Origin of the sequence: Archangium gephyra, assembly GCF_049060025.1 — a bacterium.
GTDB lineage: Bacteria > Myxococcota > Myxococcia > Myxococcales > Myxococcaceae > Archangium > Archangium gephyra_A.
Genome location: NZ_JBMEQQ010000002.1, coordinates 1,970,628 through 1,991,211, shown reverse-complemented (window position 1 = coordinate 1,991,211; position 20,584 = coordinate 1,970,628). Strand labels below are relative to the sequence as shown.

The 20,584-nt window shown below is 69.1% G+C and carries 15 protein-coding genes and 1 pseudogene; 10 read left to right on the top strand and 6 right to left on the bottom strand.

Annotation, left to right across the window (positions count from 1 at the left end):
* Window positions 1-12: 12 nt before the first annotated feature.
* Entirely contained in the window at window positions 13-1,527 is a 1,515-nt protein-coding gene (locus tag ACN28I_RS08600) for an Hsp70 family protein (RefSeq protein WP_420941599.1), read from the bottom strand.
* A 70-nt stretch (window positions 1,528-1,597) separates the two neighbouring features.
* Entirely contained in the window at window positions 1,598-3,679 is a 2,082-nt protein-coding gene (locus ACN28I_RS08595; RefSeq protein ID WP_420941598.1) for a hypothetical protein, read from the bottom strand.
* A gap of 745 nt (window positions 3,680-4,424) precedes the next feature.
* Between ACN28I_RS08595 and ACN28I_RS08590 the strand changes: the two genes are divergently transcribed.
* The 6 genes and pseudogenes from ACN28I_RS08590 to ACN28I_RS08565 all read left to right on the top strand — a co-directional run bounded on the left by ACN28I_RS08590 (window position 4,425) and on the right by ACN28I_RS08565 (window position 13,093).
* Entirely contained in the window at window positions 4,425-6,701 is a 2,277-nt protein-coding gene (locus ACN28I_RS08590) for a PrkA family serine protein kinase (protein WP_420941597.1), read from the top strand.
* A gap of 135 nt (window positions 6,702-6,836) precedes the next feature.
* Window positions 6,837-7,733, top strand: a complete 897-nt coding sequence (locus tag ACN28I_RS08585; protein WP_420941596.1) for a S1 family peptidase — start codon at window positions 6,837-6,839, stop codon at window positions 7,731-7,733.
* Window positions 7,734-7,820: 87 nt separating this feature from the next.
* Window positions 7,821-8,285 carry a deoxycytidylate deaminase gene (locus ACN28I_RS08580; RefSeq protein ID WP_420941595.1) on the top strand — a complete coding sequence of 155 codons (465 nt, stop codon included), beginning with the start codon at window positions 7,821-7,823 and terminating at the stop codon, window positions 8,283-8,285.
* 239 nt (window positions 8,286-8,524) lie between these two features.
* Complete coding sequence (locus ACN28I_RS08575) at window positions 8,525-9,205, top strand: histidine kinase dimerization/phospho-acceptor domain-containing protein (protein ID WP_420941594.1); 681 nt, start codon at window positions 8,525-8,527, stop codon at window positions 9,203-9,205.
* Window positions 9,206-9,273: 68 nt separating this feature from the next.
* Window positions 9,274-10,711, top strand: a pseudogene (nla6, locus tag ACN28I_RS08570) (enhancer binding protein Nla6).
* A 357-nt stretch (window positions 10,712-11,068) separates the two neighbouring features.
* Window positions 11,069-13,093, top strand: coding sequence for an ArsA family ATPase (locus ACN28I_RS08565; protein WP_420941593.1), 2,025 nt, complete (start codon window positions 11,069-11,071; stop codon window positions 13,091-13,093).
* Here the strand turns inward: ACN28I_RS08565 and ACN28I_RS08560 are convergent.
* Both ACN28I_RS08560 and ACN28I_RS08555 read right to left on the bottom strand, forming a co-directional pair.
* Window positions 13,009-13,656 (bottom strand): hypothetical protein, encoded by a 648-nt coding sequence (locus ACN28I_RS08560; protein ID WP_420941592.1) that lies wholly within the window; start codon window positions 13,654-13,656, stop codon window positions 13,009-13,011. The two genes, ACN28I_RS08565 and ACN28I_RS08560, sit on opposite strands and share 85 nt — an antisense overlap.
* Window positions 13,657-13,847: 191 nt before the next feature.
* Window positions 13,848-14,423: a hypothetical protein gene (locus ACN28I_RS08555; protein WP_420941591.1), complete on the bottom strand. Its 576-nt coding sequence runs from the start codon at window positions 14,421-14,423 to the stop codon at window positions 13,848-13,850.
* 97 nt (window positions 14,424-14,520) lie between these two features.
* Here ACN28I_RS08555 and ACN28I_RS08550 point away from each other — a divergent pair, with 97 nt between their 5' ends.
* From ACN28I_RS08550 to cmk, 3 genes are read left to right on the top strand one after another with little or no spacing between them, the layout of a single operon-like run.
* Window positions 14,521-15,489, top strand: coding sequence for an acetyl-CoA carboxylase carboxyltransferase subunit alpha (locus ACN28I_RS08550; RefSeq protein WP_420941590.1), 969 nt, complete (start codon window positions 14,521-14,523; stop codon window positions 15,487-15,489).
* Between the two features lie 26 nt (window positions 15,490-15,515).
* Window positions 15,516-16,610 carry a histidinol-phosphate transaminase gene (gene hisC, locus ACN28I_RS08545; RefSeq protein ID WP_420941589.1) on the top strand — a complete coding sequence of 365 codons (1,095 nt, stop codon included), beginning with the start codon at window positions 15,516-15,518 and terminating at the stop codon, window positions 16,608-16,610.
* Window positions 16,607-17,296, top strand: a complete 690-nt coding sequence (gene cmk / locus ACN28I_RS08540; RefSeq protein WP_420941588.1) for a (d)CMP kinase — start codon at window positions 16,607-16,609, stop codon at window positions 17,294-17,296. Before hisC ends, cmk begins: the two co-directional genes overlap by 4 nt.
* Window positions 17,297-17,374: 78 nt before the next feature.
* Here cmk and ACN28I_RS08535 read toward each other — a convergent pair whose 3' ends face one another.
* Window positions 17,375-17,866: a GAF domain-containing protein gene (locus ACN28I_RS08535; RefSeq protein WP_420941587.1), complete on the bottom strand. Its 492-nt coding sequence runs from the start codon at window positions 17,864-17,866 to the stop codon at window positions 17,375-17,377.
* A 98-nt stretch (window positions 17,867-17,964) separates the two neighbouring features.
* On the opposite strand from ACN28I_RS08535, the gene ACN28I_RS08530 reads away from it, so the two are divergent.
* The gene (locus tag ACN28I_RS08530) at window positions 17,965-18,693 is read left to right on the top strand and encodes an NAD-dependent deacylase (RefSeq protein WP_420941586.1); all 729 of its coding nucleotides are present in this window, start codon (window positions 17,965-17,967) and stop codon (window positions 18,691-18,693) included.
* Window positions 18,694-18,786: 93 nt separating this feature from the next.
* Here the strand turns inward: ACN28I_RS08530 and ACN28I_RS08525 are convergent, their stop codons facing one another.
* On the bottom strand, window positions 18,787-20,469 hold the full coding sequence (locus ACN28I_RS08525; protein ID WP_420941585.1) for a serine/threonine protein kinase: 1,683 nt from the start codon (window positions 20,467-20,469) through the stop codon (window positions 18,787-18,789).
* Between the last annotated feature and the right edge of the window lie 115 nt (window positions 20,470-20,584).

The following is a 20,584-nucleotide window of genomic DNA, read 5'->3' as shown; positions in this document are numbered from 1 at the left end:
GGGAGCGCGAGGTCAGCTCACCCGCACCGTGGTCTTCATCTCGCGGCCGGTGGCCGGATCCCTGGCGCGCATGGTGAGGATGCCTTCCACGTTCACGTCGAAGGTGATCTCCACCTGCACGGTGCCTGCCCGGGCCGGGCGGATCCCCGAGAAGGTGAACTCGCCCAGCATGTCGTTCTTCGCGACCATCTCGTGGTCGCCCTGGAAGATGCGCATGGCCAGCTCGGTCTGGTTGTCCATGCTCGTGGTGGCGACCACCTGCTTGGCGTTCGGAATCGGGGCGTTGCGCGGGAACACCGTGTGGAAGGCCCCGCCCGCGCGCTCCAGGCCGATCGCCATCGGAATCACATCGAGCAGTTGCAGCCGCAGGCTCGAGTTGTCCTCCAGCGACTTGGCGTACAGCGCCGCGCCCACGGCCACGGCTTCGTCCGGGTGTACACCCTTGCTCGGCGTCTTGCCGAAGAACTTCGTCAGCCGATCCTGCACGACGGGCATGCGCGTCTGCCCACCCACCAGCAGCACCTCGTCGATGTCCTTGGTGCTCAGCCCCGAGTCCACCAGCACCCGCGCCACCATCTGGAGCGTGCGATCCACCAGGTGGTTCGTCAGCTTCTCCAGCATCTTGCGCGTGAACTTCATCTCGATGTTCAGCGGCTGGCCCTGCGCCGTCATCGTGATGAAGGGGATGTTGAACTGCACGTCATCGCGCGCCGACAGATCGATCTTCGTGCGCTCGGCGAGATCCTTGATGCGCTGCATGGCCACGGGATCCGTGGCCAGATCGATCCCCGTCTTCGACGCGAAGTCCGTCAGGACGTGGTGGATGATGGCGTTGTCGAAGTCGATGCCGCCCAGGAAGACGTCACCGCCGGTGGCCTTCACCTCGAAGATGCGATCGCGGATCTCGATGATGGAGACGTCGAAGGTGCCGCCGCCCAGGTCATAGACGAGCACCTTCTTGTTGACGCCCTTGCCGGCGCCGTAGGCGAGGGCCGCGGCGGTGGGCTCGTTGATGATGCGGACCACCTCGAGGTCGATGAGCTTGCCCGCTTCCTTCACGGTCTGGCGCTGCCGGTCGTTGAAGTAGGCCGGCACCGTCACCACGGCGCGCTTGATGGGCGTCTTGAGGTAGTTGGCGGCGACGTCGCGGATCTTGTTGAGGATCTTGGCGCTGATCTCCTGGAGGGAGAACTCCTTCTTGCCCACGTCCAGGACGACGCCGCTCTTCTTGCCGGGGCGCACCGAGTACGCCACGACCTTCTTCATGGCGTCGACGATGTCGCTCTTGTAATGCCGCCCGACCAGACGCTTGGAGCCGTAGATGGTGTTCTTCGGATTGAGCTGCCACTGGCGCTTGGCCTCGTAGCCGATCAACTCGTTGCCCTTGTCGTCGATCGCGAAGATGGAGGGGATGGTGTACTCGCCGCCCTTGTAGGGGATGAGCTTCACGTTCCCACCGTCCTCGACGATCGCGGCGCACGAGTTGGTCGTGCCGAGGTCGATGCCGATGATGGGATCCTTGTGCATCGCGCGTGGACTCCGAAGAAAGGGGGGCTCGGGGCGAGGGGAAAGCGCCCCGGCTTATCAACTCGCGAGGTTAGTGCAACTTCACTGGGGTCGCGAGCGAGAGTAGGCGTCCAGCACGCCAGGGAACTGGAGCAGGTTCACCCCGGGAGCATCCAGGAGGCCCTCGGCCGAGACCCCCGGGGACAGCCGCAGGGCCGCCACCTCCAGCGACACGCCGGTCTCCCCGGCGGGATCCGTTCCTGCTCCGGCGGGCGAGTCCGGTACCCGCACGGCCGCTCCGCCCGCCTCCAGGGCGAAGAACACCACGTGCCGTCCCTGGGCGCCGGTGAGCGTCACCCGGGCGAGCCCCGCGCCCGCTCCGGCCAGGTTGTTCCAGCTCGCCGGGGAGGGGGTGAGGGTGCGGCTCGCGGGTGTGTAGGCCGCGGTGGGCACGGGCAGGAAGGCGGGCATGGAGACACGGGTGGGGAGCGAGGGCGCGCGGACGATGCTCCCGCTGACCGAGCCCCCCGAGGTGCCGGACGTGGCGAGAACCCACACTCCGGGTGTGCCCACCTCCGTCCCTCCGTACGGCGCGCCGCTGCGCAGCAGCACCGGCTGGACGGGCCGGGTCCCATCCGGCCAGGCCGCTCCGGCCGCCTGGGAGGCGAGCCCCAGGGGCATGAGACCCGCCTCGGGGGAGAAGCTCCACGGCGGCAACCACGGCGGTATCGAGGCCGGAGGGGAGGTGGGGGATCACCACCTCGGTGCGGCGGAGCTGCTCGCGGCGGGGGCGGTGGGTGAGGCCGGTGAAGCGGCTGTAGTCCGGGAGATCCTCGCTGCCCACGCAGCGGGTGGTGTCCGAGCACAGGCCATCCCCATCGAGGTCCGTCTCGTCCGGCACGTAGGGCAGGTGGGTGATGGGGGTGAAGGCCTGGAGGGCGTAGTCCATCGCGCCGGTGTAGGCGAGCAGGTCCGTGGGGCGGAGGCTTGTGGCGCGGGCGAGCGGCAGCTTGCCGGCGAAGGCCACGGCGGTGCGGCGCCCGGCCTGTCCCAGTCCATACGAGCGCGTCTTGATCTCCGTGTTGCCCGCCAGCCCGAGGGTCGCGTACGCCACGAGGCCGCCGGGAGCGGGGATGCGCTGGGTGAGGCCGGGGAGGGGAACGAGGAAGGTCTCCCCGAAGAGGTTGCCGAGGTCCACCGCCGTCGGATCCCCGGCGGACAGCACCGAGACGCCGAGCGAGAGCTCGCCGGAGGAATGCACCTCGTTGAAGCTGATGCCCGCGTTGAAGCCGGCGGCGCCGTGGACGGGGTTCTCCCCGAGCGGCAGCAGCACGTCGCGCGCGGGCGTGGAGACCACGGAGACGCGGTCATACCGGGGACGCGAGTCCGCCCGGGTCTCGGCCGAGGCGGCGGAGAAGCTGGCGGTGGCTCCGGTGAAGCCGGGGAAGAGGGCCACGCCGAACGCATCCGTCGTCACCGTGAGGGGGGTGGGGCAGGGGCCGGAGGCGGGCGGCGCGTCACAGCCGAGCACCTCCACGTCGGCGAGCGGGCGCCGGGAGGCCGCATCCACCACGATGATCCGCCGGCCGCTCTCCAGGGAGGGCAGCACGGTGAGGGTGGCCTCCTGGGGAGACACCACCGAGCCCACGGGCCGTGCCTGCACGCGCACCGTTCCGGAGGACACGGCCGTCACCAGGCCCGAGGGCGACACCCTCACCGCGCCACTCGCGTCCAGTGGCGAGAAGCTGGCCTCCGAGAGGGGGAAGCTGGCTCCGTCCAGCGTGAAGGCCACCAGCGAGAGCTGTGCGGTATCACCCACCACGAGCGTGAGCACCCGGGGGCTCAGGGCGATGGAGACGATGTTGGCCGTCGAGGGCGCGGGGCGGCAGGCGCCATCCGTGCAGGCCTCGCCCGGAGCGCAATCCGCGTGCCCCCGGCAACCACCCGGCACGCACCGGCTCGCCACACAGGTGAATCCCGAGGCGCACTCGCTGCCATCGGTGCACGCGGCGCCCGGCTGGCAATGCGAATCGCGGCAGTACGCGGTGGCGGCACATTCCGTGTCCAGCAGGCAGCGCGGCAGCTCCTGGCAGATCTTCGTCGCGCAGTCGAAGCCCGGAGGACAGGTGGCCGGGGTGAAGGCCCGGCACTCGGTGTTGGGGCCGCACTCCACCTGGGACTCGCAGGTTCTGGTACTCGAGGCAGCGGCCCGCGGTGGCGCTGGTGCAGTACTGGCCCGAGGGGCAGTCGGCCTGCGTGGCACACCCGGCGCGGGCGCACGTCCCGGCCTCGCAGACGAAGCCCGCGCCGCAGAGCTGATCATTCACGCACTGGCGCAGACAGTCGCCCGCCCGGCAGACGTAGAGCAGCGAGGCCACGCGCGGATCCACCCCGGGAGCGCAATCCGTGGCCTGGGCACAGGGGGCCTGACACACGCCCTGGACCACCTCACAACGCTGTCCGGCCGGGCAGTCGTCCGCCGAGGTGCATGCGGCGGCCGTGACACACCGGCCCTCGCGGCAGGACTGATTGGCGGCACAGGCCGCGTCCGAGCCACATTGGCACTGGCCCTCCATGCAGGCGAAGCCCTCGGCACAGTCCGTGGCCTGGGTGCACTCGGGACGGGGAGCGCACGAGCCCCCCGCGCATACCTGTCGACTTCCGCACTCGGTGTCGTCGAGGCAAACCGGACCACAACCGCCCAGGCGGCACCGGCCTCCGGGACAATCCGTGTCCGTGTCGCACGGCGTCGTCGAGGTAGGCGGGCAGGCGGAGAGCACTGCCAACAACACAACGGAAACAAGAGCCCTGGACATCCCGCTCTCCGAGGGGAAAGTTCCGGGGGGTCCGCGCGACGTGGCGGCGACCGTCCGGTGTGGTTAGTGGGTTCCTGAACTACAGCACAGAGGAGTCATCCCGTGGAAGCCAAGCGATACCTGCAGGAAGTGGGCGCCCAGGTGTCCGACGACTTCGTGAAGAATCGCTCGATTCTGTCCTTCGAGGAGTACGTCACGCTCTTCATGGGGGATCCCCGGGGACAGTCGCGCAACGCCGCCCAATACCTGCGCGACGTGATGGACCATTACGGCACGGAGACGGTGCCGCACCCCACGGGGAAGATCCGCCGCTTCAAGGTCTTCGACGTCCCCGCCAGTGACCGGGATGGCCGGGTCGGTGTCTCCGGCCAGGAGGATGTGCAGAACGCCATCTACCGGCTGCTCGGCAACTTCACGCGCGCCGGCCGCATCAACAAGCTCATCATGCTGCACGGCCCCAACGGCAGCGCGAAGTCCACGCTCGTCAACGCGCTCAAGGCGGGCATGGAGGACTACTCGCGCCAGCCCCAGGGGGCCCTCTACCGCCTCAGTTGGATCTTCCCCTCGGAGAAGCTCGTCAAGGGCTCCATCGGCTTCGGTGGCGAGCGCGCGGCGGCCACGGTCGGCTCGGGCACGGCGGGGGACCTGTCCACCTACGCGCACCTGGACGCCGAGTCCATCGACGTGCGCATCCCCTGCGAGCTGCGCGACCATCCGCTCTTCGTCGTCCCTCCCTCCGAGCGCCAGCGGCTGCTCGAGGGCGCGCTGAAGAAGAAGGGCCTGGGCAACGGGGACGGGCAGGGTGACAGCGACTTCGTGCTCTCCGACTACATGGTGCACGGAGAGCTGTGCCACAAGTGCCGCAGCATCTACACGGCGCTGCTGGCCAACTACAAGGGCGACTACCTCCAGGTGCTGCGCCACGTGCGCGTGGAGCGCTACTACATCTCGCGCCGCTACCAGGTGGGCACGGTGACGGTGGAGCCGCAGATGAGCGTGGACGCCATGTACCAGCAGGTGACGGCGGACCGCACCCAGCTCAACGTCCCGCCCGCGCTCCACAACGTGGCCCTCTTCGAGCCCCACGGCCCGCTGGTGCACGCCAACCGCGGCCTCATCGAGTACTCGGACCTGCTCAAGCGCCCGCTGGAGGCCTTCAAGTACCTGCTGGGCTTCAGCGAGACGTCCCAGGTGCCCCTGGAGCACTTCGTGCTGCAGCTCGACGAGGTGCTCATCGCCTCGTCCAACGAGAAGCACCTGGGTGCCTTCAAGGAACTGCCGGACTTCGCCTCCTTCAAGGGCCGCATCGAGCTGGTGCGCGTGCCCTACCTGCGCCGCTTCAAGCTGGAGCAGCAGATCTACGACGCGCAAATCACTCCCACCACCGTGGGCAAGCACGTGGCCCCGCATGCCACCGAGGTGGCCGCCATGTGGGCCGTGCTCACCCGCCTCAAGAAGCCCATTCCGGATCGCTACGCGCCCGAGGTGAAGGAACTGGTGGATCAGGTGACGCCGGTGGAGAAGATGCACCTGTACGAGGAGGGCGTGGTGCCGGACCGGCTCAGCCTCTCGCACGGCAAGGAGCTGCGGAAGCTGCGCACGGACATGTACGAGGAGTCCGACGCCTACCCCAACTACGAGGGCCGCAGCGGCGCCAGCGCCCGGGAGATCAAGACGGCGCTCTTCAACGCCGCGCAGAACGCCGACTACAAGTGCCTCAACGCCCTGGCGGTGATCGAGGAGCTCGAGGCCATCTGCAAGGACAAGAGCGTCTACGAGTTCCTCCTGCAGGAGGTGGTGGACGGCTACCACGACCATGAGGAATTCGTGCGCGCGGTGGAGGCCGAGTACCTCGACCGGGTGGACGAGGAGGTCCGTGAGTCCATGGGGCTCGTCTCCGAGGGCCAGTACCGCGAGCTGGTGGAGCGCTACGTCTACAACGTGAGCCACTGGGTGAAGGGCGAGAAGATCCGCAACCGGATTACCGGCGGCATGGAGCGCCCGGACGAGCAGCGCATGGCGGAGATGGAGGCCATCGTCATGCCGCGGGGCGAGGATCCGGGCGAGTTCCGCCGCGGGCTCATCTCGCAGATCGGCGCGCACAAGCTGGACAACCCGGACGCGGACATGGACTACCCGCGCATCTTCCCGGACATGTTCCGCCGCCTGCGCGATCACTACTTCGAGGAGCGCAAGCGCGTGCTGCGCCGCAACAAGGAGAACGTCCTCAAGTACCTCTCCGAGGAGCGCGGCTCGCTGTCCTCGCGCGAGCAGACCCAGGTGGAGAGCACCCTCAAGACGATGCACGAGCGCTACGGCTACTGCGAGCACTGCGCCAAGGACGCCATCCTCTTCCTCATGAAGAAGCGCTACGGGTGATTCCCCCGGAAGCAGCCGGGCGGGCGGGCGCCCGGTGGCCGTGATGCTTTCCGAAACCGCGTTACAGCGGGGATGATGGGGACTCTTTAAAGGTAGAGGGGTTTTGTTCCCTCCACCCCCAGCATCGGAGCGTCGATGAACCGTTTCTCCCTGGGCCTGCCCGCCCTCTTCGCCATGCTCTCCTGCGCTGCCTCCCCGACGCCCCCTCCGCTCTCCGAGGCGGCGGGCACCGGTGGGGCGGGCGGCACTCCGGTGGTGATGCAGCAAGTGGGCGCCTTGACTCCCCGGCTCACGCGCAAGGAGCAGGTGAAACGGATCCTCCCCCACAACGTCCGGCTCTCCATCCTCGAGGAGGGCAAGGCCCGGCGCACCGCCTCGGGCGTGGTGATCGGCAGCGAGCAGACGCCCGAGGGGCTCGTCAGCTACGTCATCACCAACGCGCACGCGGTGGAGATGGGCGACCTGAAGGACCCGCGCCTCGTGGCCATCGTGGACGATCGCGCCAACTCCACCGAGTACACGGCGCTCGTGGTGGCCACCGGTGTGGTGCCGGACATGGACCTGGCGCTGCTCAAGGTGCCGGGCCTGCCGCTGCGGCCCGCGCAGCTCGCCGCGGACGCGGAGCTGGAGCTGGGCGATGACGTGGTCGTGGCCGCCTCGCCCTTCGGCCGGGCCCTGTCGCTCTCCGGCGGCATGGTGTCCCAGGTGGAGTGGGACAAGGAGAGCAAGACGCCGCGCATGGTGAAGACGGACGCGGCCATCGGCTACGGGGCCTCGGGCGGCGGCATCTTCAGCCTCGAGTCCGGCAAGCTGCTCGCCATCGTCGAGGGCTACCGCACCGCCAAGGTGGGCTTCGCCGTGGCCGAGCAGAACTTCAGCTTCGACGTGCCCATGCCCGGCGAGACCTTCGCCGCGCCCAGCTCCAAGGTGCGCCTCTTCCTCCAGCAGAAGGGCTTCGCCCGGTTGCTGGGCACCGGTGCGGCGGGGACGGACCCGGGCACGGGCGGCTCCTCGCAGACCGCCAGCCGCTAGCCCCCGTCGCGAGCCTCCCTCGCGCTTCCGGCCGGAAATTCGACTGCGGGCCCCGCCACGGTACATCCGCCGGAGGCGGAGGCACGCATGGGCAATGACCGGAGCTCGTGGGATCAGTACTTCATGGACATCGCGCGTCAGGTGGCCAGCCGCGCCACCTGCGACAGGAAGCACGTGGGTGCCCTCCTGGTCCGCGACAGGACCATCCTCTCCACCGGGTACAACGGCTCCATCCGTGGCCTGCCCCATTGCAGCGACGTGGGCCACATGATGGAAAACGGACACTGTGTGGCCACCGTCCACGCCGAGGCCAACGCCATCATCCAGGCCGCCAAGAACGGCGTGCGGATCGACAGCGAGCGGGACAAGCCCACAACGCTCTACACCACCGCCAGTCCCTGCTGGCCGTGCTTCAAGCTGATCGCGAACGCGGGCGTGCACCGCATCGTCTACGGCGAGTTCTACCGTGATCCGCGCATCTTCGAGTACGCGGGCCGGCTGGGCATCGAGCTCGTGGGCCCGGGCCCCGCCGAGCAGCCCGGCGAGCGCTGATCGCGCCGCTCACACTGTTGTCCGCTGCACGAACCAGGCGTGGACTCGAACTGCAGTACGAGTGAAGCGTCTGATCGGGGACATCTGAACAGCCGAGTGTCCGACGGTTCGTTGTGGGAATTCCTCCCAGTCAGCAAGAATTACCGCCCCAGGGTTGACGGTACTTGGGCGGCTCCCTAAATCCTCGCAGCGACAGGGCGGCGGGTGTGAAGGGCGCCGGTCAATCTCTAGGAGCTTTCGTGATTACCTCCACGGCTGCGAACAGCGGTGCGCCCTCGGTGCGCGAAGGGGCGGACCCGGTGGTGGATGCCGCTCGTTACAGTGCGGTGCCCTCACTGATGGATAGCCTGCTGCACGATGTGCGCAATCCCCTCAACGCGCTCTCCATCCACCTGGAAGTGCTGTCCGAGAAGTTGAAGGCCGAAACGGGCCAGGTGCCTCCCTCGCAGGAGAAGAACCTCAAGTCCATGCGCGATCAGATCCAGCGCGTGGACGGGATTCTCCGGCGCTTCGCCGAGTTCATCGTGAACCGCCCGGGCGTGCCCGGTGACGCGGACCTGTCGGAGACGGTGACGCGCGCCCTGGAGGTCCTGGCGCACGAGAGCCGCAAGCGGCGCCTCCAGGTACGCCAGGCCATCTCCGCCGGGGTGCGGGCACGGCTGTCGGACACCGGCGAGCTGGGTTTCCTGGTGGTGCAGGCCCTGATGAGGGGCTACGGCCGCTCGGAGCAGGGCGCGGACGTGCTGGTGGCGGTCCGCGCCGAGGAGTCCCGGGCCGTGCTCGAGGTGGTGGATGCCAACACCTCGCCCACGGAGTCCACTCCGGAAGCCGCCGCGGCCCTGGAGCTGCGGTGTGCGCAGCTCGGTGTGGAGCTGCAGCTGCGCCCGGGCATGTGCCGGCTTTCGTTCCCGCTCGTCTGATCCAGCGAGCGGTGGTGGTCGCAACGTTTCCTTTATCTGGGTTGTTCTAGATGTCTGGAGGTATTCACGTGGGCAGCGCGCGAATTCTGGCCGTGGACGACGAGCGCGATACGTGTGAGGCGCTGGCGGAGATGTTGACCGCCTGGGGCCACAAGGTCGAGACCGCGTTCGACGCGCACGATGCTCTGCGCAAGGCGGGCGAGTTCCGCCCGGACGTGGTCCTGTCCGACCTGGCCATGCCGGAGACGGACGGTCTGGGCTTGTTGCGCGCGCTGCGCGACGAGCTGCCGGACTGCCCGGTGGTGCTCCTCACCGGTCATGGCACCATCGCCGCCGCGGTGGAGGCCATCCGCGAGGGCGCCTATGACTTCATCGTCAAGCCGCTCGACACCGCGCGGCTGAAGGTCTGCATCGACCGGGCGCTGGAGAAGAAGGAGACGATGCGCGAGGTGCAGGGCCTGCGCCGGCGCCTCAAGCAGCTCGGCTCCTCGGACTTCATCGGCCAGTCGGCGAACATGCGCAAGGTGTTCGAGCTCATCGAGAAGGTGGCCCCCTCCAAGGCGAGCGTGGCCATCTCCGGTGAGTCCGGTACGGGCAAGGAGGTGGTGGCGCGCTCCATCCACAACCTGTCCCAGCGCCGCGACAAGCCCTTCGTCGCCATCAACTGCGCCTCCATCCCCGCCACCCTGATCGAGTCGGAGATCTTCGGCCACGAGAAGGGCGCCTTCACCGGCGCGGATCAGCGCCGGCCCGGCGTCTTCGAGCTGGCCCATGGCGGCACGCTCTTCCTGGACGAGCTTCGGTGAAATCCCCATCGAGCTGCAGGCCAAGCTGCTGCGCGTGCTCGAGGAGAGCCGGCTGCGGCGGCTGGGCGGCAAGGTGGAGCTCGAGGTGGACGTGCGCGTGCTGTGCGCCACCAACCGCGATCTCAAGAAGGAGATCGAGGCCAAGCGCTTCCGCGAGGATCTCTACTTCCGCCTCAACGTCTTCCAGATCGCCCTGCCGCCCCTGCGCGACCGGCGCGATGACGTGCCCATCCTGGTGCAGCACTTCGTGGAGAAGTTCCGCGGGGACTCGGCCAAGCGCGTGACGGGGGTGCACCCGGACGCGATGGAGACCCTGAAGAACCACGAGTGGCCGGGCAACATCCGCGAGCTGCGCAACGCCGTCGAGCGCGCCGTCATCCTCTGCGATGGCGAGCTCATCATGCGCGAGCACCTGCCCCCCGACATGGCGGGCAAGAGTCCCGAGCGCCACACCTTCCGCCTGCCCTACGGGCTGTCGCTCGACGCGGTGGAGCGCGAGTACATCCTCGGCAGCCTCCAGCGCAACGGCAACAACAAGGCCCGCACGGCCGAGGTGCTCGGGGTGAGCGAGAAGACGCTCTACAACAAGCTCAACCGCTACGCGGCCGAGGCCCGCCAGCAGGGCGGCAAGGATTCCCAGGGCAACACCCTGTCGGGCCATGGCGGCCCGTCGCTGGGCAGCAACCCGGAAATCCGCTGATCGCCGTCCCACCGCGTCCTACCTACTTCAGCGGAACCTGACCCGGAGCCGACCTGTCCGGTTGGCCCGGTCATGCACTCCCCGTCCACGTCCAGATACCGGGAGAGCGTGCGCCAGGGCGCATGTTCCTCATGTGGACGAGGCATGACGCGGTGCGCGAAGCGCGGGGTGGGATACCCCGTCTTCGCTTGACTCACAGGGTCACTGCGGGCGATCCTTCCGGTACACACACCCACGGGGTAGCCGGTGATACAGCTCCCTACTCAGGAGCACCTCCGGTGTGCCCTCTCCGCGGCTGTCAAGAATAAGACGGAGACCGGCCACGCGCCCGTGGGCGTCAAGGAAGGCCACGTTTTCATGAGCGACGCGCGAGTTCTTCACTTCTTCGGCGGCAAGGGCGGGGTGGGCAAGACCACGCTCGCGGCGGCGTACGCGCTGCGGCTCGCGGATGAAGCGCCCAAGGAGAAGGTGCTGCTCGTCTCGTTGGATCCGGTGCGTTCGCTGTCGGATCTGCTGAACAAGAAGCTGTCGGCGAAGCCGGTGAAGGTGGAGGAGGACGAGGCCGCGGCCGCGGCCGCGAAGGAGAGCAAGCCGGAGCCGAAGGGCAAGGGCAAGGCGGCGAAGGGCAAGGCGGACGGGGGCCTGTGGGCGATGGAGGTGGAGCCCGCCGCGCTGTCCAAGGGATTCCTGGCGAAGTACGTGCCGGCGCTGCAGAAGGCGGCGGTGAAGGGCCAGCACCTGACGGAGGAGGACCTGGGCAAGCTGTACGGCCAGGCCACGCCGGGGCTGGAGGAGCTGCTGGGCCTGCTGCACGTGGTGGAGCTGGCCGAGAGCGGCGAGTTCGACCGGGTGGTGGTGGACACGGCGCCCACGAGCCACACGCTGCGCCTGTTCGACATGCCGGTGGGGCTGCGCAAGTTCCTGGGGATGGTCAAGGCGGGGGCGGAGCGGGCCGCTGGCAAGGTCAAGAAGGCGGCGGCACCCTCGGAGGAGCAGGTGTTCCTCGAGGAGTTCGCGGCCAGGGCGGAGAAGCTGCTGGCGCTGCTGAAGGATCCGGCGCGCTCGGCCTTCCACCTGGTGACGCTGGGCGAGCCGGTGCCCGAGGCGCAGACGCGCATGTATTTCACGCAGTTGCGCGAGCGCGGGATTCCGGTGGTGGAGGTGGTGGTCAACCAGGTGGAGGACAAGGAAGGCTGTACGGCCTGCCAGGGCCGCCGCGGGTTGCAGGCGCCGCACGTGCGCAAGTACCAGGCGCTGGACAAGAACGTGCCGGTGCACCTGGTGCTCAAGCGCGAGGTGGCGCCGCGGGGCCTGGAGCTGCTCAAGCCCTTCGCCAAGGAGTGGGCGAGCGGCAAGGAGACGAAGACGATGGAGTTCGCCGCGTCCGAGGGCCCTCCGGCCCTGGTGCGCGCTCCGTCGATGCCGCCCATCGCGGCGCCTCCGCTGCCTCCCACGCGGCTGATCTTCTTCGTGGGTCAGGGTGGGGTGGGGAAGAGCTCGTGCGCGGCGGCCGCGGCGGTGACGCTGACGGAGAAGGAGGGGCCGGTGCTCCTCATCTCGACGGATCCGGCGCACTCGCTGTCGGACGTGCTGCAGAGCCGGCTGACGGACGTGGAGACGCAGGTCAAGGGCACCAAGGGCCTGTACGCGCGCGAGCTGGACATGGCGGGCTGGTTCGGCAACCTGCGCAAGCGCTGGAAGGAGAAGGCGGAGAAGGCCTTCGAGGGCGCGCCGAAGACGGGCAACGAGGTGCCGGCGGATCTGCTGCTGTTCCGCAACATGCTGGACGCGGCGCCTCCGGGCATCGACGAGCTGGCGGCGATGTCGTGCCTGACGGACGCGCTGGTGCAGGAGCGCTTCAAGCGGATCGTGGTGGACGGGGCGCCCATGGTGAATTCCATGCGCGTGGTGGAGCTGGCGGACACGGCCAAGGCCTGGTTCACGGCGCTGCACGGGGTGCTGTCCAAGTACAGGTCCAAGGGCCTGGGCGATCTGGCCGAGGACATGGGGGCGTTCCTCAAGCACATCAAGCGCTTCGAGGACGCGCTGGCCTCGCCCACCGAGTCGCGCTTCGTGGTGGTGACGCGGGGTGAGGAGCTGGCGGCGGCGCGCAGCGAGCGGCTGGTGGAGTACCTGAAGGAGCGCAAGCTGCAGGTGGAGCGCGTGCTGGTGAACCGGGTGGGTCCGAAGGCGGACTGCCCGAAGTGCGAGAACCGGCGGAAGAACGAGCTCAACGCGGCGAAGGTGATCGAGAAGAAGATCGGCCTGCCCGTCACGGTGGCGCCGGCGCTGGGCCGTCATCCGGCGGGTCTGCGCGAGCTGAAGGCGTTCCGGACGGCCTGGTACGCCCTGAGCGCCACGGCGAAGACGAAGGCGGCCTGAGGCTTCCGAGGCCTCCCCCCTCGCGCCTCCATCCCCTCTCCCCCCGGGAGAGGGACGGGGTGAGGGTTCCGAAAACCCCGGGTTGAGCCCGTGTCCAGGGTCACCAGGCGCCCAACCGGGGCATCCGCGGAATCACCCGGGGCAACTGGTACCGGAGCTTCTCGGCGAGCTTCCCGGGCCGGATGAAACCGCTCCTCGCGAGGCGTTGCCGTGCCGCGCTCGAGGCGCATGGCGAGCGCCGGCCCCGCGAGCAGCAGACAGAGCGCGGGGATGATGCACAGCCCCATCGGGACGAGGGTCGCGAACACGAGCCCGAGGGCGCGCCGGATCGGCGAGCTGCCGAGCCCGGGCGACTGGGCCAGCGTGCCGAGACAGCTCGCGAACAGGGCGCCGCCCAATAGCCCCAGGAGTGCGGCCAGCACCCAGCTCGCGCCGCCGAGCGCCGTGCCGAGCACGGGCTCGACGAGGCCCGGAGAGGCAGCCGCGAGCAGGAAGGCGAACAGGAACGGGGTGCTCGCCACCACGGCCACCAATCCCCACTGACGTCCCGCGAGTCGCACCATCCCCCGTCACCTCCTTGCTGGGAGGGTGAGCAGGGGGCGCTCGGCCGCCAAGTCCCCCCGGGCGGGCTCCGGATGGAATCCGTCCTAGGCTTCGCACTCGGACGGAGAGTCCTGAAACGCCCCCAACTCCTCGAATTCGAGCACTCCGCGAGGGGTCATCCGGCCCGGGAGGGGCTTCTTGCCCGGGAAGCTCAGGGTGATGGTCCGGCCCTTGATCTTGTACGTCCCGGTCTGCTCCTCGGTGCGGGTGGGATCCTCGATGATCCGCCGCCAGAGCACGACGCGCTTGCCGTCGGGGAAGGTGAGCCTGCGGGTGGAGCCGTAGACGCCCTCGCCGGGGGAGAACCAGGTGACGCGGCGCAGGAGCTCTCCGGGACATCGCCCTGACGCTCGGGGGAGCGGCCCAGCAGCTTCTGCCAGCCCAGGGTGTCGCGGATGGGGTCCAGGTCCGCGTCCTGCCTGGCCCGGGTGAGCCGGCGGGGATCCAACCGGACGGCCAGGTTGAGCCGCTCGAGGATCGTCTGCCGGTGGGCCGAGTACGGGCAGATCTGCCCCTGCTTGCGCAGCACGCCGAGGGTGGCGGCCACGTTGTAGTGGGCGAGGGCGAACTTGGGGTCGGCCTGGGCGGAGGCTTCGAACTTCTCCAACGCTTCAGGGTACTTACCGGCCTGGTAGAGGCGGAAACCCTCGGTGTTGAGGGCGCGGGCCGACTGGGCGGACGAGGGGGCGGCGAGGACGAGGGCGAACAGGAGCAGCAGGCGGTGCATGACACTCCGACGGATGGGAGGGAAGGGGGATTCTACGCACCGCGTAACGGGTTGCGCGTTGTAAAGGCCCACGGGCAGGTGATAGGGGTCCGGCGCCATGGCGAACGGCATCAACTATCCACTCGATTTCGAGCGCCCGCTCATCGAGCTGGAGAAGAAGATTGACGAGCTCAAGGCCCTCTCGGCGAGCGGCTCGGTGGATTTCACCTCGGAAATCTCCAAGCTGGAGAAGAAGGCCAAGAAGCTGCAGACGGAGATCTTCAGTGATCTCTCCCGCTGGCAGGTGGTGCAGTTGTCGCGCCACAGCTCGCGTCCGTATTTTCTCGATTACGTGCAGCACCTCTTCACGGACTTCTTCGAGCTGGCGGGGGATCGCCGCTTCGGGGAGGATCCCTCCATCGTGGGCGGCTTCGCGCGCTTCGATGGCCAGACGGTGATGCTGATCGGCCACCAGAAGGGGCGCAACACGAAGGAGAACATGGCGCGCAACTTCGGCATGCCGCGCCCCGAGGGCTACCGCAAGGCGCTGCGGCTGATGGAGATGGCCGAGCGCTTCGACAAGCCCATCCTCACCTTCGTGGACACGCCGGGCGCCTACCCGGGCATCGGCGCCGAGGAGCGCGGCCAGGCCGAGGCCATCGCGGTGAACCTGGAGGTGATGAGCCGGCTGACGGTGCCCATCATCGCCACGGTCATCGGCGAGGGCGGCTCCGGCGGCGCGCTGGCCATCGGCGTGGGCAACCGCGTGCTGATGATGGAGAACAGCGTCTACTCGGTCATCACCCCCGAGGGCTGCGCCTCCATCCTCTTCCGTGACGCCACCAAGGCGGCCAAGGCGGCGGACGCGATGAAGCCGACGGCCAAGGATCTCAAGGAGATGAACATCATCGACGAGATCGTCCCCGAGCCGGCCGGCGGTGCGCACCGCGACTACGCCAAGGCCGCGGACAACCTGGCCAAGGTGCTGCGCAAGAACCTGGCCGCGCTGTCGGAGCTGTCGGGCGACGAGCTGGTCCAGGACCGATATCAGAAGTTCCGCGCGCTCGGCGTGTTCTCCGGGCGCTAGCCGTACCCAAAGGAAGCCACACGCCCATGAGACCGCTCGTTCCGCCGTACATCGAGACGCTCAAGCCCTATGTCCCGGGCAAACCCATCGAGGAGACGGAGCGGGAGTACGGGCTCACGGGCGTCATCAAGCTGGCTTCCAACGAGAACCCGCTGGGGCCCTCGCCCAAGGCCATCGAGGCCATGCGGGCCGCGTCGCAGAAGGTGCACCTGTACCCGGACGCGAGCAGCTACGCGTTGGTGCGCCGGCTGGCCGAGCACCTGGGCGTGAAGCCGGAGGAGGTGGTTTTGGGCAGTGGCTCGAACGAGCTCATCGAGCTGCTCATCCGCACCTTCACCACGCCCGAGGACGAGGTGCTGCTGTCCAAGGGCTCGTTCCCGGCGTACCGCATCTCGGTGCAGGCGCATGGCCGGCCCTTCTCGGAGGTGCCCATGCGCGAGGGGCACCGGTATGACCTGGAGGCGATGGCGAAGGCGATCAACCCGCGCACGCGGATGATCTTCATCGCCAATCCGGACAACCCCACGGGGACGACGTTCGGGCGCCAGGAGTGGGAGGCCTTCCTGGCGAAGGTGCCGGAGCACGTGCTGGTGGTCCACGACGAGGCCTACTTCGAGTTCGTGGAATGGCCCGAGTACTTCAGCGCGGTGGAGTACTTCCGCGAGCACCCGAACGTGGTGGCGCTGCGCACGTTCAGCAAGATCTACGGGCTGGCGGGGCTGCGGCTGGGGTACGGGGTGATGGACGCGCGGCTGGTGGCGTACCTGCAGCGCACGCGGATGCCCTTCAACCTGACGGTTCCGGCGCAGATGGGCGGGCTGGCGGCGCTGGAGGACGCGGAGCACGTGCGGCGCACGCGCGAGCTCAACAGCGAGGGGCTGCGCTACTACCAGACGGAGCTGCCCAAGCTGGGGGCGAAGCTGGCGGAGAGCCACGCGAACTTCGTGCTGGCGGACTTCGGACGGCCGGCGATGGAGCTGTACGAGAAGCTGCTGCGCAAGGGCATCATCGTGCGGCCCATGGTGGGCAACGGCTACCCCACGTCGCTGCGCATCTCGGTGGGGACGCGCGAGGAGAACGTGCGCTGCGTGGCGGTGCTGCGCGAGGTGCTCGCCTCATGAGCGCTCGCCCCTTCATCGTGGCGATCGACGGCCCGGCGGGCGCGGGCAAGTCGACGGTGTCGAAGGTGCTGGCGCGGCGGCTGGGCTTCGCGCTGGTGGACACGGGAGCCATCTACCGCAGCGTGGCGTTGAAGGCGCGGCGCGAGGGGCTCGCGTTCGACGACGACGAGAAGCTGGGCGAGCTGCTGAGCCGGGTGCACATCTCCTTCCAGGTGGTGGGCGAGGACAACCACGTGTTCCTGGATGGCGAGGACGTGTCGGGGGAGATCCGGACGCCGGAGAACTCGATGGCGGCCTCGCAGGTGTCGAGCCGGCCGGTGGTGCGCGCGGGCCTGCTGTCGCTGCAGCGGCGGCTGGCACTGGAGACGCCGAAGGGCGCCATCCTCGAGGGCCGCGACATCGGGACGGTGGTGTTCCCGGACGCGGACGCGAAGTTCTTCCTGGAGGCGGATCCGGACACCCGGGCGCGGCGCCGCTTCGAGGAGCTCTTCCAGAAGGGCGTGGAGCGCTCGCTGGAGGACGTGCTGGCGGATCAGATCAAACGGGACCAGGACGACGCGTCGCGAGCGGTGGCGCCGCTGAAGCCGGCGGAGGACGCGATGCGGCTCGACTCGACGAGCATGCCGCTGTCCGACGTGGTGCGGATCCTGGAGCAGACGATCCTGGAGCGGATGTCCAAGCGCTAATTTCCCCTCTCCCCCCGGGAGAGGGACGGGGTGAGGGTGCCACGGACCCGTGTGCACCCCCCGCATCAACCCGAGTCCCTACTTCCGGCGCGAGAACCAGCCCACCAGCTCCTCGAGCGCGCCGCGGTCCACGTCGTCGAAGGTGGACTTGTGCTCGGAGTCGATGTCGAGCACGGCGATCAGCTCGCGGTTGGGCCCGAAGACGGGAACGACGATCTCCGAGGCGGAACGCCCATCACAGGTGATGTGGCCGGGGAAGGCGTGCACATCGGCGACGACGACGGTCTCGCCCTTGGCGGCGGAGGTGCCGCAGACGCCCTTGCCGAAGCGGATCTCCAGGCAGCCGAGGGTTCCCTGGTAGGGGCCGACGCGCAGCAGCTTGCCGGGCTCCACGACGCGGTAGAAGCCGGTCCACAGGTGGCCGAAGGCGTGGTGGAGCAGGCAGCTCATGGTGGCCATGGCGGCCACGTCGTCGTTGATGCCCTCCAGGATGGCCTCGGTGTGCTTCTTGAGCTCGGCGTAGGCCTCGGCCTTGGGCAGGCCGCGCAGATCCAGGGTGACTTCAGCCATGGTGTGTAGTCCTCGAAACAGGAGCCGGCGGGGTGTCGCACCGGCGCGCGGCGCATGTTTAACCTGATCCGGATCCAGCCGCGATACCGGGAGGAAACATGAACACGCTGCGAATCGACGAGGGAACCCGCCTGCTCGTCCTGACGGGGGCGGGCGTGTCCGCGGAGAGTGGCATTCCCACCTTCCGGGGCTCGAATGGGCTCTGGGAGAACCACCCCGTCGAGCGGGTGGCCTCTCCGGAGGGCTTCCGGGATGACCCGTCGTTGGTGTGGCGCTTCTACTCGCAGCGAAGGGCGGGGGCGGCACCGTGCGAGCCCAACCCGGGGCACCTGGCGATCGCCGAGTGGGAGAAGAAGCTGGGGGACCGGTTCCTGCTGGTGACGCAGAACGTGGACGGGCTGCACCGGAAGGCGGGGAGCCAGCGGATGGTGGAGCTGCACGGCAACCTCTTCACCACGCGGTGCACGCGGTGCGAACGGACGCCGTTCGAGGATCGGCTGGAGTACCCGGAGGGGACGGTGCCGCTGTGTGGCGAGTGTGGAGGAGCGCTGCGCCCGCACATCGTGTGGTTCGGCGAGATGCTGAACCCGCGGGAGCTCATCGAGGTGGGGGAATTCCTCCAGCGGCTGGACACGCGCCTGGTCTTCATGGCGGTGGGCACGTCCGGGGCGGTGTGGCCGGCGGCGGGCTTCGTGGACGGGGCGCGGAAGGGGGGAGGGCAGACGTGGTTGGTGAACGCGGATCCAGCGGACAACGCGGACCGGTTCCACCACTTCGTCCAGGGCCGCAGCGGCGAGGTGCTGCCGAAGCTCGTGACCTTCGAGTGACAACCCCTGAGTGACAACCACTCGCCAAGAACCCCTCTCCCCTCGGGAGAGGGACGGGGTGAGGGTGCCACGCCCCCCGGGTTGAACCCCGCGCTACTCCCAGATGGCGATGTCGTCCTTCTCCTTGCTCTCCCTGCTCGGCTTCGCGGGGCGCGAGGGCCGGGAGGGCTCCGCTGGAACGGTCTTCACGGCCTCCAGCGTCACGCTCACGGCCTCGGCGTCGGAGAGCACGCCAGTGAAGTCCAGCTTGCGCTTCAGGTCCTGGTGCCCCGCGAGCTGGAAGGTCAACTCCTGCACCTCGTCGCGGCGCAGCCGGCGCTCCAGCGGCGTGGTGCCGATCTGCACATCCCCCGCGAAGACGGTGGCGCCCTCGGGCGTGGAGCGGATGCGCACCAGGATCATGCTGTCCACGGCGGGCGCGGCGGGCTTCGGCTCCGGCTTCACCTCGGCGGCGGCGGGAGGAGGCGCCTCGACCGGAGCGGCGGGGCGCATCACCACGAAGGCGCCACCCGCGGCGATGAGCAGCAGCGGCACCGCCACGAGCGCGATCTTCCTGCCCGTGGAGCCGCGCTGCGTGTCCTCCGCGAGCGAGTGGGTGTGGTGGGGCGCGGGAGCGGCGGCCTCGGGGCGCGGAGTCCGCTGACGGGCGGCCGAGGCGGATCCACTGCCTGACCGGGCGGAGGCCGGACTGGACGGCTGGGAGCCTCGGGAGGCGGGCGGGGCGGCGCGGGCCGCGGAGGGCTGTGAACCGCCGCGAGCCGCGGGGGCGCCAGACCGGGAGCGCGACTCGCTCGGAGACGAGCGGCCCGGCTTCGACACGCTGCGCTGGCCCGGCTTGCTGCTGCTGCCCGCCCGGCTGCTCTTGCTGGCGTTGCCCGCCTCGGGCGCCGAGCCGGTGGGCATCGCATCGAGCTCCTCGGGAGTCGCGTCCGCCACCGCGTCCAGCATGGCGTCGATGAACTCCTGGGCGTTCTGGTAGCGGTCCTCCTTCTCGCGGGCGAGGGCCTTCTGGAAGAACTCCTCGACGGCCGGTGGCACGGGAGCGCCCTGGCGCTTGGCGGCCACCGTGGGCGGGGGCTGCGTCAGGGCGGCGGTGAGCGCCTTGCGCACCGTGTTGGCCCCGTACGGCGAGGTGCCCGTGAGGCAGTAGTAGAAGACGCCGCCCATCGAATAGAGGTCGGAGCGGTGATCCACGTGCTCGCCGCCGGCCTGCTCGGGAGGCATGTACTGGGGCGTGCCGAGCACCTGGCCGGTGGAGGTGAGCTGATGCTCGTCCTCGGCCTCGAGCGCCTTCACCAGGCCGAAGTCCAGCACCTTGACGAAGTCCCGCTTGTCGAGCTGCTGCACCATGATGTTGTGCGGCTTGATGTCGCGGTGGACGGCGCCCTGCTCGTGGGCATGGGCGAGGCCGCGGCAGGCCTGCTCGATGACGTCCACGGCGCGGCGCAGGGACATGGGGCCGTCGCGCTTGACGAGCTCGCGCAGGCTCTCGCCCTCCAGCAGCTCCATGACGTAGTAGCAGGTGCCGTCCTGGGCACGGCCGAAGTCGTAGATGGTGATGACGTTGGGGTGGCGCAGGCGGCTGGCGATCTCCGCCTCGCGCCGGAAGCGCTCGAAGAACTGGGGCGCGGCCGCCAACGAGGGGTTGAGCGTCTTGACGGCCACCTGGCGCTGCACGGACGTCTGGGTGGCGCTGAAGACCATGCCCATGCCGCCCTGGCCGATCACGTCCTCAATCTTGTAACGGCCATCGAGCACCTGGCCGATGAGCGCCATCTGGGAGGCGCTGCACAGGTGATCGGAACCATCGGTGCTACCGCAGTGCGGGCAGGGGGGAGCCATCAGGAGGCCGAGTATAGACAGAGCCGGGCACCGCCGGGCAGGGGTCCTG

What these genes read in the sequence shown, in the direction of transcription:
- ACN28I_RS08600 (WP_420941599.1), bottom strand. Translation starts at nt 1,527, where the DNA reads ATGCACAAGGATCCCATCATCGGCATCGACCTCGGCACGACCAACTCG.
- ACN28I_RS08585 (WP_420941596.1), top strand. Translation starts at nt 6,837, where the DNA reads ATGAACCGTTTCTCCCTGGGCCTGCCCGCCCTCTTCGCCATGCTCTCC.
- ACN28I_RS08580 (WP_420941595.1), top strand. Translation starts at nt 7,821, where the DNA reads ATGGGCAATGACCGGAGCTCGTGGGATCAGTACTTCATGGACATCGCG.
- ACN28I_RS08565 (WP_420941593.1), top strand. Translation starts at nt 11,069, where the DNA reads ATGAGCGACGCGCGAGTTCTTCACTTCTTCGGCGGCAAGGGCGGGGTG.
- ACN28I_RS08560 (WP_420941592.1), bottom strand. Translation starts at nt 13,656, where the DNA reads ATGGTGCGACTCGCGGGACGTCAGTGGGGATTGGTGGCCGTGGTGGCG.
- ACN28I_RS08555 (WP_420941591.1), bottom strand. Translation starts at nt 14,423, where the DNA reads ATGCACCGCCTGCTGCTCCTGTTCGCCCTCGTCCTCGCCGCCCCCTCG.
- ACN28I_RS08550 (WP_420941590.1), top strand. Translation starts at nt 14,521, where the DNA reads ATGGCGAACGGCATCAACTATCCACTCGATTTCGAGCGCCCGCTCATC.
- hisC (WP_420941589.1), top strand. Translation starts at nt 15,516, where the DNA reads ATGAGACCGCTCGTTCCGCCGTACATCGAGACGCTCAAGCCCTATGTC.
- cmk (WP_420941588.1), top strand. Translation starts at nt 16,607, where the DNA reads ATGAGCGCTCGCCCCTTCATCGTGGCGATCGACGGCCCGGCGGGCGCG.
- ACN28I_RS08535 (WP_420941587.1), bottom strand. Translation starts at nt 17,866, where the DNA reads ATGGCTGAAGTCACCCTGGATCTGCGCGGCCTGCCCAAGGCCGAGGCC.
- ACN28I_RS08530 (WP_420941586.1), top strand. Translation starts at nt 17,965, where the DNA reads ATGAACACGCTGCGAATCGACGAGGGAACCCGCCTGCTCGTCCTGACG.
- ACN28I_RS08525 (WP_420941585.1), bottom strand. Translation starts at nt 20,469, where the DNA reads ATGGCGCTCATCGGCCAGGTGCTCGATGGCCGTTACAAGATTGAGGAC.